Consider the following 15828-nt stretch of genomic DNA (forward strand, 5'->3'; position numbering starts at 1 on the left):
GGAAGGGGGTGCGTGCCTGGGCGCCGCCCTCTATGGCTTTTATTTGGGCTTGGAGGGCGGCGCGGATTTCCTCGGGGGTGGCGGGCATGCTACTTCTTCTTGGTGGGCTTCGCGACCGGGCTCATGGCGTCGGCCTCTTCGGTGGAGCGGGTGATGATGGGGATTTCGAAGGCTTCGCGCACCTTCGTCTCCAGCTCGTCGCGCAGGTCGGGGTTCTCCTTGAGCGTCTGCTTCGCCGCTTCGCGCCCCTGGCCGAGGCGCTCTTCGCCGTAGGTGTACCACGCGCCGCTCTTCTTGGCGACGCCGGCTTCCACGGCCATGTCCACGATGCAGCCTTCGCGCGAGATGCCCTCGCCGTACATGAGGTCGAACTCGGCCTGGCGGAACGGCGGGGCCACCTTGTTCTTGACCACCTTGGCGCGCACGCGGTTGCCCACGATCTCGCCGTCCTTCTTGATGGAGTCGATGCGGCGGATGTCGATGCGCACGCTCGAGAAGAACTTGAGCGCGCGGCCGCCCGTGGTGGTTTCGGGGTTGCCGAACATGACGCCGATCTTCTCGCGCAGCTGGTTGATGAAGATGCACGTGGTGTTCGACTTCGAGAGCGACCCTGCCAGCTTGCGCAGCGCCTGCGACATGAGGCGCGCCTGGAGGCCCACCGTGGTGTCGCCGATCTCGCCTTCGATTTCGGCGCGGGGCACGAGCGCGGCCACCGAGTCGATGACCACGGCGTCGATGGCGCCCGAGCGCACGAGCATATCGCAGATTTCCAGCGCCTGCTCGCCGGTATCCGGCTGCGAGATGAGCACTTCGTCGATGTCGACGCCGAGACGCGCCGCGTACACGGGGTCGAGCGCGTGCTCCGCGTCGATGAAGGCCACGATGCCGCCCATAGCCTGCGCTTCGGCGATGATCTGGAGCGCGAGCGTGGTCTTGCCGCTCGATTCGGGGCCGTACACCTCCACGATGCGGCCGCGCGGAACGCCGCCGATGCCGAGCGCCGCGTCGAGCGGCAGCGCGCCGGTCGGAATGACGCCGATGTTGAGCTCGTGCCCGCCCTCGCCGAACTTCATGATGGAGCCCTTGCCGAACTTGGTCTCGATCTGATCGGTGGTGAGCTTGAGCATCTTCGATTTTTCTTCGTTCATGCGGTTCCTTCTCTTCCCTACCGCCTGCGCACAGACGCGGAGCGTTTCCTGCTTACCATTATACGAACATTTGTTTGTCGGTCAAGCATTTTCGCGAAAGAAGCTTGCATCACCAGTATAGCGCGCCCGTATCACGTCCCGATGGCGTGCGTCCAGCGCCCGCCATTCGCCGTTCCGCCCCGCATCCAGCGCATCGCTCCCGCCCGTCCGACGCGATTCCAGCGCCCGTCACGCGCGAATCTAGCGCGTTTCCAACGCCTCGAGCACGAACTCGAGCGCCGCATGCACGGTGAGCAGGCGCACTTCGTCGCGCGTCCCCGGAAACTCGAAGCGTCGCGCGCAGGCGGAGGTGCCGTCGGCACGGCCGATCCACACGGTGCCCACCGGCTTGCCCGGCTCGGCCCCGCCCGGTCCGGCGATGCCCGTCACCGCCACCGCCACGTCGCACGCGAGCGTTGCGCGCGCTCCCGTGGCCATGGCGCGCGCCGTCTCCTCGCTCACGGCGCCGTGCTGCTCGAGCGTGTCCGATCCCACGCCCAGCACGTCGCGCTTCACCTCGGAGACGTAGCTCACGATGCCGCCGCGCACGCTCTGCGAGCTGCCCGGCACGTCGGTGAGCGTCGCGGCCACGAGGCCGCCCGTCAGGCTTTCCGCCGTGCCCACCGTCTTGCCGGCGGCACGCGCCGCGTCGAGCACGCGCCCCGCCAGCTCGTCGAGCGCCTCGGGCGCGATGCTGGCCGCCTGCGCCGCGCTGAGCGCGCGATCGTCCGCGTCCTCGATGCCGATATCCTTGCGCTTCGGCCCGAACCCGATGAGGTGGCGCGCCTTCGCGATATAATCGAGCATGGACACCACGGTGAGCACGAGGGCGATGATCATCACGCCCCAGCTCAAAAGCCACATGCCGTCGGAGAACGCCGAGCCGATGCCGCCCACCATATGGGAGTCCTTGATGCAGAACAGCACGATGGCGATCATCTGGAACACGGTTTTGAACTTGCCGTACCAGCTGGCGGCGATGACGACGCCCTCGCTGGCCGCCACCATGCGCACGCCGCTCACGATGAACTCGCGCGCGAGGATGACGAGCACCACCCAGCTGGGCAGCGATCCCAGCTCCACGAGCGCGAGCAGCGCCGCAGCCACGAGGATCTTGTCGGCGAGCGGGTCCATGAACTTGCCGAAATCGGTCACCTCGCCGCGGCTGCGGGCCAGGTAACCGTCGAGCCAGTCGGTGCAGGAGATGAGGATGAAGATGCCGGCGGCGATGAGGCTCTTCGAATCGTCGGCCACCTGGGGCAGCCCGAACCACTGCGGCCACGGGCTGAGCAGCGCCACCACGAACACGGGCACGAGGCAGATGCGCACGAGCGTCACCACGTTCGCCGGCGTCCACAGCTTGGCTGCCGGCGTGGGCTCCACCTCGGGTGCGGCCTTCCCTCTCACCGCCCTCACTCCCCTTCCATCTCGTACAGCAGCGTGTCGGCAATGGTCACCGGGCGGATCTCGCCCGGCTCGCCCCCGTCGATGTACGTTACGCCGTCGACCTCGGGCGCCTGGCACATGGCGCGACCGAACAGCTGCCCGTCCTCCTCGAAGCCCTCCACGAGCACGTCCATGGTGCGCCCGATGCGCGCCGCGATGCGCGGGCAGCACACGGCGTCCGCGATGTCGCGCAACCGCTGCGCGCGGTCGCTCTTCTCGTCTTCGTCAACCTGATCGGGCAGGCTCGCGGCGCGGGTGCCCTCCTCGCGGGAATACGGGAACACGCCCACGTAGTCGAACAGGCCCTCCTCCACGAACGCGCACAGGTCCTCGAACTGCTCGTCGGTCTCGCCGGGGAAGCCCGCGATGAGCGTCGTGCGCAGCGTGGCGCCCGGCACGTGCGCCAGCACGCGCTCCACGAGCGCCAGGAACTCCTCGCGCGAACCGGTGCGGTTCATGGCGCGCAGGATGTCGGCGTCGACGTGCTGCAGCGGGATGTCGAAGTAGTCGCACACGTTGTCGTGCGCCGCCACGGCGTCGAGCAGCTCGTCGGTGAGGCCCTCGGGCTGGATGTACATGACGCGGAACCACGTGGCGGGGAACTCCTCGGCCAGCGTGGATACGAGCGCGGCGAGCGACGAGGGCTCGTCGAAGTCCGCGCCCCAGCGCCCGGTGTCCTGGGCGATGAGCACGATCTCGCGCACGCCTGCGGCCACCTGCGCCGCCACGTCGGCACGCACGTCGTCGAGCGGGAAGCTGCGGTACCGCCCGCGGATGAACGGGATGGTGCAGTACGTGCAGAAGCGGTCGCATCCGTCGGATATCTTGACGTAGGCCGACACCGACGCCGGCTGCGCGGCTGCGACGGCCGCCGCGTCCTCAACGGGCGTGGGAAGCTCGTCGAGGCCGAGCGCGTCGGCCACCACCGCGGCGATGTCGTCCTCGCGGCTGCACGGCACGAACGCGCGCGCCTCGGTCAGCTCGCCCGCCAGGTCGTCGCCGTAGCGCGCCGGCATGCAGCCGGCCACGATGAGCGCCGCGCCGGCCGCCACGTTGGGCAGGCCCGCCACGTCGAAGATGGCCTCGAGGCTTTCCTCGGTGGCGCTCTGGATGAACGAGCACGTGTTCACCACCACCGCGTCAGCGCAGGCGGGGTCGTCTTCCATGCGGAAGCCGGCCTGCAGCAGGCGCGTGCGCATGTGCGCGGTGTCCACTTCGTTCTTGGCGCAGCCCAGCGTCACGAAGGCCACGCTCGGCGCCGCGGGCGCCGCATCGGTTGGGCGTGTCATGATAGCGGGGGTCCTAGCGGTAGTTGACGAACTGGAGCGGCTGGCCGTAGTCCTTCTCCTTGAGGAAGGCGATGACCTCCTGCAAGGCATCGCGCGACGGCGAGCTGACGCGCAGCTTGTCGCCCTCGATCTGCACCTTCACCTTGAACTTCTCGGCCTTGATGTCCTTGTTGATCTTGCTGGCGACGTCCTTCTCGATGCCCTCCACGACCGTGGCTTTCTGGCGCACGCTCATGCCCGTCGCCGCCTCGGGGGCGGCCCACTGCACGGCGGCCAGGTCGATGCCGCGGCGGATGAGCTTCGAGCCGATGACGTCGATGACCTGCTTGGCCACGAAGTCGGCCGGAGCGGACACCGTCATGGTCTTGTTCGCCTTGTCGAGGGAGATCTCGGCGCCCGAGTCCTTCAGGTCGTAGCGCTGGGCGAGCTCCTTCTTCGCCTGCTGGAAAGCGTTGTCGATCTCCTGCATGTCGACCGTGGACACGACGTCGAAGCTGGATTCTTTAGCCATGAATGATCCTTTCCGCGCAGCGCGGCCCGCATCCGTGCGGGCCGCTCGAATTTCTGTTTGCGCACAGCATAGCGCATTTTTGCACCTGAACCGCCGATTCCAAAGGTGTTCCATGACGAACGGGCACCACGGGCGGCAGGTCGTTTACGTTGCGGTCCCGTCTCCCGTGCCGTCGGTTCCGCCGTCGCTCGCGCCCGTGCCGGCATCCGACGTGCCGCCGCCCGCGGGCTTCTTCGCGTCGGGATGGGCCTCGTACCACTTCTCCAGGTAGTCGTTGAAGTCCACCGTGGCCATGGGCATGCCGGTCGCGTCGACCCCGTCGAAGGCGACGTCCTCGCCGTCGACCGTGATGGTCACGCCGTCGCTCGCCCAGGCGGCGAACGTCCACACGCCGTCCGCCTCGAGCTCGACCGTGTCCTCTTCGCCGCCCGAGAACATCTTGTCCTCCGACTCGCCGTTCTTCGTGATGACCGCGTACACATCGGTGTTCTTGGCGATCTTGTACGTCACCTTGACGCTGGTGGGCGCCGTCTCCACGGGAGCCGTCTGCGGCTGCGCGCTGTCGGTGCCGTCCGTGCCGCTCTCCCCCTGCGTCGTGTCGGCGAGGCCGGTGACCGGCATCTTGGTCACGTCGTCGTTCGCGTCGCCGCCCTTACCGCCGAACACGAGCACGAGCACCACGATGAGCAGCACGAGGATGACGCCGCCCGCGATGATGAAGGGCAGCTTGGATTGCACGACGCTCGAGGCCTTCGGCCCGGCGTAGAAGTTCGTGTACTCGGCGTTCGGCAGCGCCGCATGGCGGCTGGGATGCGTGCGGTCCTCGGAATAGAGCCGCCCCGCCCCGCCGCTGCGCGTGCCGTAGTCGCGCCCGTAATCGCGCCGATCGTCGTACATCGTGCGGCCGAGCGCGTTCTGGCGCGGGGGCCGTTCGTCGGCCTGCTGCGCGGCGGCGGAGCGCTGGCGCGTCGACGAGCGCGCGGTGCGCGCCGTGCCGCCCATGTCGAACCCGGAGGGCTGCGCGTCGTTGCGCGCGCGTCCCACCTGGTAGGCGTAGGCCTCGTCGAGGTACATGCGCGTCATTTCCGTGGGGTTGAGGCCCACGAGGCGCGCATAGGCGTTCACCATGTTGCGGGCGTAGCCGCGGGGCGGCATGCGCGAGAAGTCGTCCTCCTCGATGGCGCGCAGGATGTCGGGCCTGATGCGCAGGCGACGTGCGGCCGTGGCCAGGTCGTAGCCCTTGCGTTCGCGGGCCTCTCTCAGAATGGTACCGAATGTCACTGCGCCACCTCGTTAATCCTCCGGGCTCGCCGCGTCGTGCGCCTCAAAGGCCTTCAACGTCTCGAGCTCCATGGCGTCCACGAGCACTTCGCGGGGTTTGCTGCCGTTCGGCGGCCCCACGACGCCCTTTTCCTCCAGCATGTCCATTATACGCCCAGCACGCGAATAGCCCACCTTGAGCCGGCGCTGGATGTTCGACGTGGATCCGAGGCCGCTCGACACCACGATGTCGGCCGCCTCCCAGATGAGCGGGTCGTCGTCGGTGACGCCGCCGCCCGAACCGTCGGGCTGAGAAGCGCCCAACGTGATGAGGTTGGTTTGCAGGATCTCGGAATGGTACTCCGGCTCGCCCTGGTCTTTGAGCATGGCCACCACGGCGTTGATCTCGTCCTCCGACACGTAGCAGCCCTGGATGCGCTGGGGCTTGGCATACTCGGGCTTCGACAGCAGCAGGTCGCCCAAGCCGATGAGGTTCTCGGCGCCGGGCGTGTCGAGCACGACGCGGCTGTCGATGCCGCTGGCCACGTTGAACGCGATGCGGTTCGTGATGTTCGCCTTGATGAGGCCCGTCACGACGTTGGTGGACGGACGCTGCGTGGCCACGATGAGGTGGATGCCCGCCGCGCGCGCCAGCTGCGCGATGCGGCTGATGGAGAACTCCACTTCCTTGCCCACGTTCATCATGAGGTCGGCCAGCTCGTCGATGATGATGACGAGATAGGGCAGCTCGTTGGCGTTCTCGTCCTCGAGCTGGCCCGACTGCACCTTCGCGTTGTACTGGCCGATGTTGCGCGCGCCCACCTTCGAGAACACCTTCAGGCGGCGCTCCATCTCCGCCACGCCCCACGACAGGGCGCTCGCGGCCTCGCGCGGCTCGGTGACCACGGGCACGTACAGATGCGGGATGCCGTTGTACGGCGTGAACTCCACGCGCTTCGGGTCGATCATGATGAAGCGCACCTCGGAAGGCGTGGCGCGCATGAGGATGGACATGATCATGGCGTTGATGGCCACCGACTTGCCCGAGCCCGTCGTGCCGCCGATGAGCAGGTGGGGCATCTTGGCCAGGTCGGAGATGATCGAGCGGCCCTCGACGTCCTTGCCGATGACGATTTGCAGCGGGCCCGCGGGCGCGTCTTTGATGACGTCGCCCAGAAGCACGCTCTGACGGGTGCGGTTCGGCACCTCGATGCCCACGTAGTTCGTGCCGGGGATGGGCGCGAAGATGCGCACGCCCGGGGCGGCCAGGGCGAGCGCGATGTCCTGCTCGAGCGCCGTGATGCGGCTCACGCGCACGCCGGCGGGCAGGTCCACCTTGAACAGCGTCACCGTGGGGCCGGCGACCCAGCCCACGACCTCGGCCATGATGGTGAAGCTCTCGAGCGTCTCCTGCAGGCAGGCGGCGGTGTCGGCCAGCTCGGCGTCGGACGCCTTGTCCTTCTTCGTGTTCTTCGACACGGCCAGAAGGTCGGTCGGGGGCAGCTCGAAGCCGTCCTCGGGGCGCGGCGCCGCGAGCGGCGTGGAGCTGCCGGACGTCTTCGGCGGCGTGGGCACGCCGGTTTCCTTTTCGTGCTTGCGGCCCAGCTTGCGCGTGAGCACCTGCGGGGCCTCCCCCACCGTATCCTCGGCGCCTGCGGCCTTCGGCCCGATGACCTGCGTGGCAAGCGACTGCGACGCGCGACGAGGCTTGCTCGGGCGGCCCTTCGCGGCGCCGTCCTTGGCGCGCGGCAGCACGTTCGTCACGCCCGCTTCCACGGCCTCGCCCATCGTGGGCACCACGGGCACCTTCGCGCCCATCGAGCGCTTCACGCGGGCGTAGGGCGGCGCGGCCAGCACGTCGGCGTCGGCCTCGTCGGAGCGCAGGGCGTCGCGCGCATCCTGCACGCGCTCGATGAGCTTCGACAGCGAGAACCCGATGATCACGACGCCCACGAGGATGACGCCGATCATGACGATGCACGACACCACCTGCCCGAACAGGCTGAGGCCCACCCAGGCGATGCCGGCGCCCACGTAACCGCCGCGGGCGGTGAGCTCCTCGGCGAGGAACAGCCGGTCGGTGGAGTCGGGCAGCGATTCGGGCGTGAACAGGGCCAGCAAGGTGAGCACGGCCACGAAGATCATGACGAGGCCCACGGCCACGCGCAGCGGCACGCGTTCGCGGTCGAAGCGCGCGAGGAAGCTCGCGCCGATGACGAGCAGGAAGAACGGCAGCAGGTAGGCGCCCAGCCCCAGCGTGAGGTGGAGCGCGGTGGAGACGAACGACGTGACCACGGCGTTCGTGGGAAGCACGGCGGCGACGAACAGCACGACGGCGAGCACGGCGAAGGCCACGCCCGTGATGTCGCGCCGGGTGCGCTCGTCGAACAGACGGGGCTCTTCGGGTGCCTGCGCGCGCGCGTTCTTGCCCTGCTTCGCGCGCTTCTCGGCGGGAGATGCCGCCTTACCCTTCGACTTTGCCGCCGCCGACGGCTTCGCTTTCGCGGAACTTGATGACTGTCGGGCCACGCCCTACTCCTTTATGCTGCGTTTGATCTGCGTTTCATGAGTTCGTTTCGGCCGGTGATGGGCCGCATGCGCCCTGTTCGAGCGCATGCGGCCATTATAGCTTAAACCTCGAGCAAGTTGATGATTACCATGGGGCGGGTTTTCGTGCGCTCCCACAGCAGCGACAGCAGCGCGTCGCGCCCCGCCTTCTTCCACTCGCGCTGACCGCCGCCCTTGCCCATGGCGCGGCCGAGCGCGTTCTTCAAGGTGTTCTGCGCTTCGCGGACGAGGAAGTCGTCGTCGCCGCCCGTGATGCCGTGCATTTCAACCTGCACGGTGCCCACCACGTTCTTGCTCTTGGGGGACACGGCGGCCGCGATGGCGGCGAAGCCCTGCGACCCGAGGGCGTTGCGCTCGTCGAGCACGCCCTGCGAGGTGTCGCCCACCGACAGGCCGTCCACGTACACGATGCCGCTCTGCACGGTCTCGCCGCGGCTCACGCCCTGGGCCGTGAGCTCGAGGCTCTCGCCGTTCTCGCATATGAACACGTTCTCGGCCGGCACGCCCGTGGCTTCGGCCAGGCGCGCGTGCGCCCGCAGGTGCGTGGCCTCGCCGTGCACCGGCATGAACGCCTTGGGCTGCACGATGGACAGCACGAGCTTGAGCTCCTCGGCGCCGGCATGGCCGGACACGTGCACGCGGGCGCGGTTCTTGTCGTAGACGTCCGCGCCGATCTTGGCCAGGCCGTTGATGACGCGCGTGACGGCCTTCTCGTTGCCGGGCACCGGCGTGGCCGACACGATGACGGTGTCGCCCTCGTCCATGGTGATGGTGCGGTGCTCGCCGTTGGCGATGCGGGCCAGCGCCGAGAGCGGCTCGCCCTGGCTGCCCGTGCACATGATGACCACCTGCTCGGGCGGGATGCCCTTGAGGTCGTAGGCGTCGATGAGGTCGGCGTCGCTGATGCTGAGGTAGCCCAGGCGGCGCGCGATGTCGGTGTTCTGGATCATCGAGCGGCCCGTGACCACCACCTTGCGGCCGTTGGCCACCGCCGCGTCGCAGATCTGCTGCATGCGGTGGATGTGGCTTGCGAACGAGGCGATGATGACGCGGCCCTTGGCCTGCGCGATGATCTTCGCCAGCTCCTTGCCCACCTCGGCCTCGGAGGGCGTGAAGTTGGGGTTCTGGGCGTTCGTCGAGTCGCTCATCATGAGGTCGACGCCGATGTTGCTGAACTTCGACAGCGCGCCGAAGTCGGTGGTCACGCCGTCGATGGGCGTCTGGTCGAGCTTGAAGTCGCCCGTGTGCAGGACGTTGCCGGCCGGGCTCTGGAAGAACACGCCCACGGCGCCGGGGATGGAGTGGTTCACGGCGAAGAACTCGGCCGTGAAGCAGCCGAGCTTGATCTGGTCGCCGGGCTTGATCTCCACGAGCTTCGCGTTCTTGATCTTATGCTCCGCGAACTTGCCCTCGATGAGGCCGAGCGTCATCTTCGTGCCGTAGATGGGCACCTGGCGGTCGAGGTCCTTCATGAGGTACGGCAGCGTGCCGGTGTGGTCCTCGTGGCCGTGCGTGATGATGATGCCGCGCAGCTTGTCGGCGTTCTCGAGCACGTAGGTGTAGTCGGGCAGGATGAGGTCGACGCCCGGATGGTTGTCGTCGGGGAACATGAGGCCGGCGTCGTCGAGGATCATGTCGCCCTTGCACTCGAAGGCCGTCATGTTCTTGCCGATGGCGTCGAGGCCGCCGAGCGGGATGATCTTGAGCGTGGCGTTCGGATCCTTCTTCGGGGACGCGAAGCTGCGGCGCTTGTTCTGGTTGTTGGCGCCTGCCGCGCGCTGGCCGTCGTTGCCCTGGTCGGACTTCGAGAGCTGCGGCCGCCTGCGCTCGAGCTGCACGTGCTTGTAGGTGCGAGTCTTCTTGTTCGAGGAACCGCCCTCGTTCTCCGCGTTTCCGCGGGAGGCGTTGTTCCTGCGTGCCGCGTTGCCGGAACGGTTGTCCGTGCGTGCGCGGTCGGTGCCGCGCTGAGGACGCGGGTTCTTCTCTTCCATATACTTCCTTTTCTCAGGCGACGGGGGCGCGCATATGCGAGGAGCCGGGCATCCCGGCTTTGTCTCGCTGCAGGTCAACCGGACAATCCGAACCTGCAAGCCCGCACGTCGCGGTTATGTCATGCATCGCTTCTCGCAATGCTTCGGTCCTTCTTCGTTGAAACCGTACGCGCGCTCCGCCCCATGGCGCGCCGCGCGTACGGTTTCGGCGCTTCGCTTACGCGTCGAGCACGCCCACCTCGCGCATGACCGCGGCCAGGCGCTCGGACTGCTCGGGGGTGGCGTCCACGAGCGGCAGGCGCACGCCGCCCACGGGGAAGCCCAGAAGCTTGAGCGCTTCCTTGACGAGGATGGGGTTCGAGGTTTCGAACAGCCCCGTCATGAGCGGCATGAGCCGCTCGTTGGCCGCGGCGGCGGCCTCCCAGTCGCCCGCGGCGCAGAGGTCCACGATCTCCTTCATGCGCGCCGGCGACACGTTGCCGATGGTGGAGATGACGCCGGTGCCGCCCAGCTTCATGATATCGAACGTGGCGGCGTCGTCGCCCGAGTACACGGCGAAGTCGTCGGGGGCGCCGTCGACGATGGCCTTGATCTGGTCCATCTTGCCGGAGGCTTCCTTGACGGCCACGACGTTGCCGCAGTCGTGCGCCAGGCGCAGCGTGGTTTCGGCTTCCATGTTCACCACGCAACGGCCCGGGATGTTGTACAGGATGATGGGCAGCTCAACCGCGTCGGCGATGGTGCGGAAGTGCTGGTACATGCCCTCTTGCGGGGGCTTGTTGTAGTACGGCACCACGCACATGAAGCCGTCGACGCCCAGCTCGGCCACGTCGCGGGCGAAGTTCACCGTGTCGGCCGTGCAGTTGTCGCCCACGTTCGCGATGACGGGCACGCGGTCGCCCACGGCCTCCACCACGGCGCGGAACAGCTCCATCTTCTGCGGGTAGAACACGGTGGGGCTCTCCCCCGTCGTGCCGTTGATGATGAGCGAGTCGCTGCCGCCGTCGACGAGGCGCGCGGCAAGAGCCTGAGCCTTGTTCAGATCGAGCTCGCGATTCTCATCGAAGGGCGTGACCATGGCCGGGATCATTCGGCCGAACCGGGGCTGCGACATGCTGACTCCTCACCTTCCATACGCGCCGCGCAGGCGCTCGTCCATCGTACCATCCAGAGCTTGAACCGCTATTATGCCACGTCGCACGCGACTACGACATGAAGTTCTCCAAACCTACAACGAGTCCTTCACGCTCGCCCACGCTGCGGATGCCCAGCAGCACGCCCGGCATGTAGCAGGCGCGATCCGTCGAATCGTGACGGATGGTGAGCACCTGGCCGAGCGAGCCGAAGATGACCTCCTGGCTGGCCATGTAGCCCGCCGAGCGCACCGCGTGCACGGGCACGCCGTCCACGAGCGCGCCGCGCGCGCCTTCGCCGCCCTCGATCTCGGTTTCCTTGCCCGGCGCCTCGCTCGCGCGGCCGTCGCGGGCCTCCGCGATGATCTGGGCCGTGCGCACCGCCGTGCCCGAGGGGGCGTCCAGCTTGCGCGCGTGGTGGAACTCGATGACCTCGGCTTCGGGGAAGTACGGCGCCGCCGCCTTCGCGAACTGCATCATGAGCACCGCGCCCGTCGTGAAGTTCGGCGCGTAGAACAGGCAGGTGCCCGCCGGAGCGAGCGCCGCGAGCTCTTCGAGCGTCTCGGTCGACAAGCCCGTCGTGCCCACCACGCAGTCGACGCCGGCGGGAAGCGCGACGCGCAGGTTGTCGGCGACCACGGCGGGCTGGGTGAAGTCCACGAGCACGTCGAACGCCTCGCCCGCGAGGGCCTCGGCCACCGTCGAGTAGACGGGGAAATCGGCTTCGGCGCCGTGCGGGTCGATGCCGCACACGAGCTCGAGGTCATCGGCGGCGCGCACCGTGCCGACCACCGTCTGGCCCATGCGGCCCGCGCATCCCGAAACTGCCACCTTGATCATCGCTACCTGCCTTTCGCTTCTTGGTTCGTGCGTATCCTACCACGTGGGATGCGCTGTTCGCGCCCCCGTTACCCGGTCGGCACGATTCGTCGGCCATGCGCAACGGAGGGGCCGCGTACGGCCCCTCCGAGAACGCCGATGGCAACGCTCAGCCGTCGGAACCTGCTTTACGCGTCGTGACGACGGCGCGGCGTGCGGTTGCCGCCGCCGTTGCCCTCGCGGCCGCTGCGGCCCGGACGGTTGTCGCGCCCGCCGTTGCCGTTGCGCTCACCGCGGTCGCTGCGCTCGCGACGCTCGCCGCTCGGCGCGGAGCCTTCGGGAGCGTCCGGCTTGTCGATGCGGTCGAGCGAGATCTTGCCCGTCTTCGGGTCCACCTCGAGCACTTCCACCTTGATGACGTCGCCGAGGTTCAGCACGTCCTCCACCTTGCCCACGCGGCCGTTGGCCACGCGCGAGATGTGCAGGAGGCCGTCCTTGCCGGGGGTGAGCTTCACGAAGGCGCCGAAGTCCTTGATGCCCACGACTTCGCCGTCGAACACCTCGCCCACCTCGGGCTCCTTCACGATGCCGAGGATCATGGCCTTGGCGGCCTCGCCGGCCGGGCCCTCGATGGCGGCGATGTGGATGGTGCCGTCTTCCTCGATGTTGATGCTCGCGCCCGTCTCCTCCTGGATGCCGCGGACGACCTTGCCGCCGCTGCCGATGACGTCGCGGATCTTGTCGACCGGGATGTGGATGGTCTCGATGCGGGGCGCGAACTGCGAGAGCTCGGCGCGCGGCGCCTCGATGGTTTCCAGCATGGCCTTGAGGATGTAGGCGCGGCCTTCGCTCGCCTGCTTCAGCGCGCGGGCCAGGATGTCGACGGACAGGCCGCGGGCCTTGTTGTCCATCTGCAGGGCGGTGATGCCCTTCTCCGTGCCGCACACCTTGAAGTCCATGTCGCCGAGGAAGTCCTCGATGCCCTGGATGTCGGAGAGGATGACCACGTCGTCGCCCTCCTTGATGAGGCCCATGGCGATGCCGGAGACCGGCGCCTTGATGGGCACGCCGGCGTCCATGAGGGCCAGCGTGGAGCCGCAGGTGGAGGCCATGGAGGACGAGCCGTTGGACTCGAGCACCTCGGACACCACGCGGATGGCGTAGGGGAACTCGTCGGTATCGGGCAGCACGGGGATGAGCGCGCGCTCGGCGAGGGCGCCGTGGCCGATCTCGCGGCGCTTCGGAGCGCCCATGCGGCCGGTCTCGCCCGTGCAGTACGGCGGGAAGTTGTACTGGTGCATGTAGCGCTTGCCCTCGGCGGGGTCGATGGTGTCGAGGCGCTGCCATTCGTTCAGCATGCCGAGCGTGACCACCGAGAGCGCCTGGGTCTGACCGCGCTGGAACAGGCCCGAGCCGTGCACGCGGGGCAGGTAGCCCGGCACGATGTACAGCGGGCGGATGTCGGCGGCACCGCGGCCGTCGGCGCGCTCGCCGGTCTCGATGACCATGGCGCGCATGGCCTTCTTCTCGAGCTTCTTGAGCTCGGCGGGGATGTCGCCCTTCCACGCGGCGCGCTCCTCGTCGGTGAACTGCTCGGCCTTGATGCGCTCCTTGAGCTCTTCCACCTTGCCCATGCGGGACAGCTTGTCGGCGTCGCGAAGCGCGGCGGCCATCTCGCCCTCGAACGCGCTCACGCGCTCGGCGATGGCGGGGTCGGCCACGTGCACCGGCCACTCACGCGGCTGGATGTTCGCGCGGTCGAGGAAGCGCTGCTGCACCTCGCAGAACGCGGCGATGGCCTCCTGGCCGAACGTCATGGCGGCCAGCATGTCCTCTTCGGAGATCTCGTCGGCGCCGGCTTCCACCATGGAGATGTAGTCGGCCGTGCCGGCGATGGTGAGCTCGAGGTCGGACTGCTCGGATTCCTCGAACGTGGGGTTCACGATAAACTCGCCGGTTTCCACGTTGCGGCCGATGCGCACGCAGGCGGCCGGGCCGTCGAAGGGAGCGGCGCCCAGCATGAGCGCGGCGCTCGCGCCCATCGTGCAGATGGTGTCGGGCGGGTTGACGCTGTCCACGACGAGCGTCGTGCACACGATGTGCACCTCGCGCTTGAAGCCGTCCACGAAGCCGGGACGGATGGGACGGTCCACCATGCGGGCCGTCAGCGTGCCCTTGTCGGAAGGACGGGCCTCGCGCTTGAGGTAGCCGCCCGGGATGCGGCCGACGGCGTACATCTTCTCGATGAAGTCGACCGTGAGGGGGAAGAAGTCGTAGTCCTTCTCCTGGTTAGAAATGACGGCCGTGACCAGCACGGTCGTGTCGCCCTGCGTCACGACGACCGCACCGGTCGCCTGCTTCGCAAGCTCGCCTGTCTCCAAACGGTACTGCTTCCCGTACAGCTCGAAAGATTCGACGATTTTTTCCATATGCTACGTTCTTTCTCTTCTGTCTGAGCAGCCCTAGTGCCGCCCAGCTTCTTCGACGTCGGTACTTAGAGTTCCCGAACCGTCGCGAACGGATGCGCCCTTGCGTCCCGCCCGCTTGCTATGTAAAAGCCCGCCGGAGCGGGCTTTCATACACTAGATGGTGTCGCGGATGCCGAGCTTCTTGATGAGCGTACGGTACTCCTCGATGTTGCGGGCCTTCACGTACTTGAGAAGACCGCGGCGCTTACCGAGAAGCATCATGAGGCCTCGGCGGGTGTGGTTGTCCTTCTTGTGCACCTTGAGGTGCTCGGTCAGGTTGCGGATGCGCTCCGTGAGGATCGCGATCTGCACCTCGGGGCTACCGGAATCGCCTTCGCCCTTGCCGAATTCCTTGACGAGCTCGGCAGTGCGCTCCTTGCTGATGCTGAGTTTGCTGGCCATGTGCTATTCCACCTTTCGTGTGCGGCGCCCGATGGGGCCGCTTCCTTGCACGCCCGACCCACGGGCCGTCGTGCGTCGTATGCGCTTCCCTCTGGGTGAGCATACGGTGAGCATGCAGACCAAGCGAGAAGTACCTGCGTTTTCGCAGCCCGCCCATTGTAGCGGGAAGGGCCGTGCGCGGCAAGCGGCGCGCGCCGGGCCCACAGGTTCAGCACAAAGCTCAAGGTTATGTTGCCGCCCCGTCATCAGGCGAGACGGAGCTCCATGAACGTGTCGGCCATCGGGTTGTCGTCGTAGCGCTCGATGTCCTCGAAGCCGAGGCGGCGGTAGAGCGCGATGGCGTTTTTGCTCGTGGAGATGGTGTCGAGGCGCACGGCGGCGTACCCGTGCTCGCGTGCATGGGCGACGGCGCGCTCGGCGAGCCGTCGGCCCCACCCCTGCCCCTGCAGCCGCTCGAACACGAACAGCGTCTTGAGCTCGCACACGCCGGGGGCGAGCGGTCGCACACCCACGCAGCCGACGACGGCGCCTCCGTCTTCGACGAGGCACCAGAGAGCCTCGTAGGCCTCCGCGATGCGCCGGAGGTGCGCATGGCGCCCCGTCGAGTCGAACGAGCGGCCCGACTCGGGCAGGCAGCGGTCGAGGAAGGCGAACAGCGCCTCGTTGAGCGGGGGTTCGTAGGCGACGAGCTCGATCATGGACGGTCCTTTCACTGGGGAGCCTTCCATGATAGCCCTCCTTCGTTTCGCGGAGG

General features: G+C 67.8%; 12 protein-coding genes. All 12 read right to left on the minus strand.

The window, feature by feature from the left end; all coding sequences use genetic code 11:
- Window positions 1–89: 89 nt before the first annotated feature.
- The 12 genes from recA to C1876_RS09930 all read right to left on the minus strand — a co-directional run bounded on the left by recA (window position 90) and on the right by C1876_RS09930 (window position 15802).
- Window positions 90–1148, minus strand: coding sequence for a recombinase RecA (recA, locus tag C1876_RS09875; protein ID WP_114546566.1), 1059 nt, complete (start codon window positions 1146–1148; stop codon window positions 90–92).
- A 240-nt stretch (window positions 1149–1388) separates the two neighbouring features.
- Window positions 1389–2594, minus strand: coding sequence for a CDP-diacylglycerol--glycerol-3-phosphate 3-phosphatidyltransferase (gene pgsA / locus C1876_RS09880; protein WP_420870324.1), 1206 nt, complete (start codon window positions 2592–2594; stop codon window positions 1389–1391).
- A gap of 5 nt (window positions 2595–2599) precedes the next feature.
- A complete protein-coding gene (gene rimO, locus C1876_RS09885) occupies window positions 2600–3922 on the minus strand; it encodes a 30S ribosomal protein S12 methylthiotransferase RimO (RefSeq protein WP_114546568.1) in 1323 nt (440 codons plus the stop codon).
- Window positions 3923–3935: 13 nt separating this feature from the next.
- Window positions 3936–4433: a YajQ family cyclic di-GMP-binding protein gene (locus C1876_RS09890; protein WP_114546569.1), complete on the minus strand. Its 498-nt coding sequence runs from the start codon at window positions 4431–4433 to the stop codon at window positions 3936–3938.
- Between the two features lie 144 nt (window positions 4434–4577).
- The gene (locus C1876_RS09895; protein ID WP_114546570.1) at window positions 4578–5714 is read right to left on the minus strand and encodes a helix-turn-helix domain-containing protein; all 1137 of its coding nucleotides are present in this window, start codon (window positions 5712–5714) and stop codon (window positions 4578–4580) included.
- Window positions 5715–5726: 12 nt separating this feature from the next.
- On the minus strand, window positions 5727–8222 hold the full coding sequence (locus tag C1876_RS09900; RefSeq protein WP_114546571.1) for an FtsK/SpoIIIE family DNA translocase: 2496 nt from the start codon (window positions 8220–8222) through the stop codon (window positions 5727–5729).
- Between the two features lie 101 nt (window positions 8223–8323).
- On the minus strand, window positions 8324–10252 hold the full coding sequence (locus tag C1876_RS09905) for a ribonuclease J (RefSeq protein WP_114546572.1): 1929 nt from the start codon (window positions 10250–10252) through the stop codon (window positions 8324–8326).
- A 217-nt stretch (window positions 10253–10469) separates the two neighbouring features.
- Window positions 10470–11366, minus strand: coding sequence for a 4-hydroxy-tetrahydrodipicolinate synthase (gene dapA / locus C1876_RS09910; protein WP_114546573.1), 897 nt, complete (start codon window positions 11364–11366; stop codon window positions 10470–10472).
- 91 nt (window positions 11367–11457) lie between these two features.
- Window positions 11458–12225 (minus strand): 4-hydroxy-tetrahydrodipicolinate reductase, encoded by a 768-nt coding sequence (dapB, locus tag C1876_RS09915; RefSeq protein ID WP_114546574.1) that lies wholly within the window; start codon window positions 12223–12225, stop codon window positions 11458–11460.
- Window positions 12226–12392: 167 nt separating this feature from the next.
- Window positions 12393–14633: a polyribonucleotide nucleotidyltransferase gene (locus tag C1876_RS09920; protein ID WP_114546575.1), complete on the minus strand. Its 2241-nt coding sequence runs from the start codon at window positions 14631–14633 to the stop codon at window positions 12393–12395.
- Between the two features lie 153 nt (window positions 14634–14786).
- Window positions 14787–15074 (minus strand): 30S ribosomal protein S15, encoded by a 288-nt coding sequence (rpsO, locus tag C1876_RS09925; RefSeq protein ID WP_114546576.1) that lies wholly within the window; start codon window positions 15072–15074, stop codon window positions 14787–14789.
- 245 nt (window positions 15075–15319) lie between these two features.
- On the minus strand, window positions 15320–15802 hold the full coding sequence (locus tag C1876_RS09930; RefSeq protein WP_114546577.1) for a GNAT family N-acetyltransferase: 483 nt from the start codon (window positions 15800–15802) through the stop codon (window positions 15320–15322).
- Window positions 15803–15828 lie beyond the last annotated feature (26 nt).

Origin of the sequence: Eggerthella sinensis (assembly GCF_003339815.1) — a bacterium.
GTDB classification, from domain to species: Bacteria; Actinomycetota; Coriobacteriia; order Coriobacteriales; family Eggerthellaceae; genus Eggerthella; species Eggerthella sinensis.

Bases quoted from the DNA above. Each gene is read 5' to 3' on its own strand.
- C1876_RS09905 (WP_114546572.1), bottom strand. From the start codon at position 10,252: ATGGAAGAGAAGAACCCGCGTCCTCAGCGCGGCACCGACCGCGCACGC.
- rimO (WP_114546568.1), bottom strand. From the start codon at position 3,922: ATGACACGCCCAACCGATGCGGCGCCCGCGGCGCCGAGCGTGGCCTTC.
- C1876_RS09930 (WP_114546577.1), bottom strand. From the start codon at position 15,802: ATGGAAGGCTCCCCAGTGAAAGGACCGTCCATGATCGAGCTCGTCGCC.
- recA (WP_114546566.1), bottom strand. From the start codon at position 1,148: ATGAACGAAGAAAAATCGAAGATGCTCAAGCTCACCACCGATCAGATC.
- C1876_RS09890 (WP_114546569.1), bottom strand. From the start codon at position 4,433: ATGGCTAAAGAATCCAGCTTCGACGTCGTGTCCACGGTCGACATGCAG.
- C1876_RS09920 (WP_114546575.1), bottom strand. From the start codon at position 14,633: ATGGAAAAAATCGTCGAATCTTTCGAGCTGTACGGGAAGCAGTACCGT.
- dapA (WP_114546573.1), bottom strand. From the start codon at position 11,366: ATGTCGCAGCCCCGGTTCGGCCGAATGATCCCGGCCATGGTCACGCCC.
- dapB (WP_114546574.1), bottom strand. From the start codon at position 12,225: ATGATCAAGGTGGCAGTTTCGGGATGCGCGGGCCGCATGGGCCAGACG.
- rpsO (WP_114546576.1), bottom strand. From the start codon at position 15,074: ATGGCCAGCAAACTCAGCATCAGCAAGGAGCGCACTGCCGAGCTCGTC.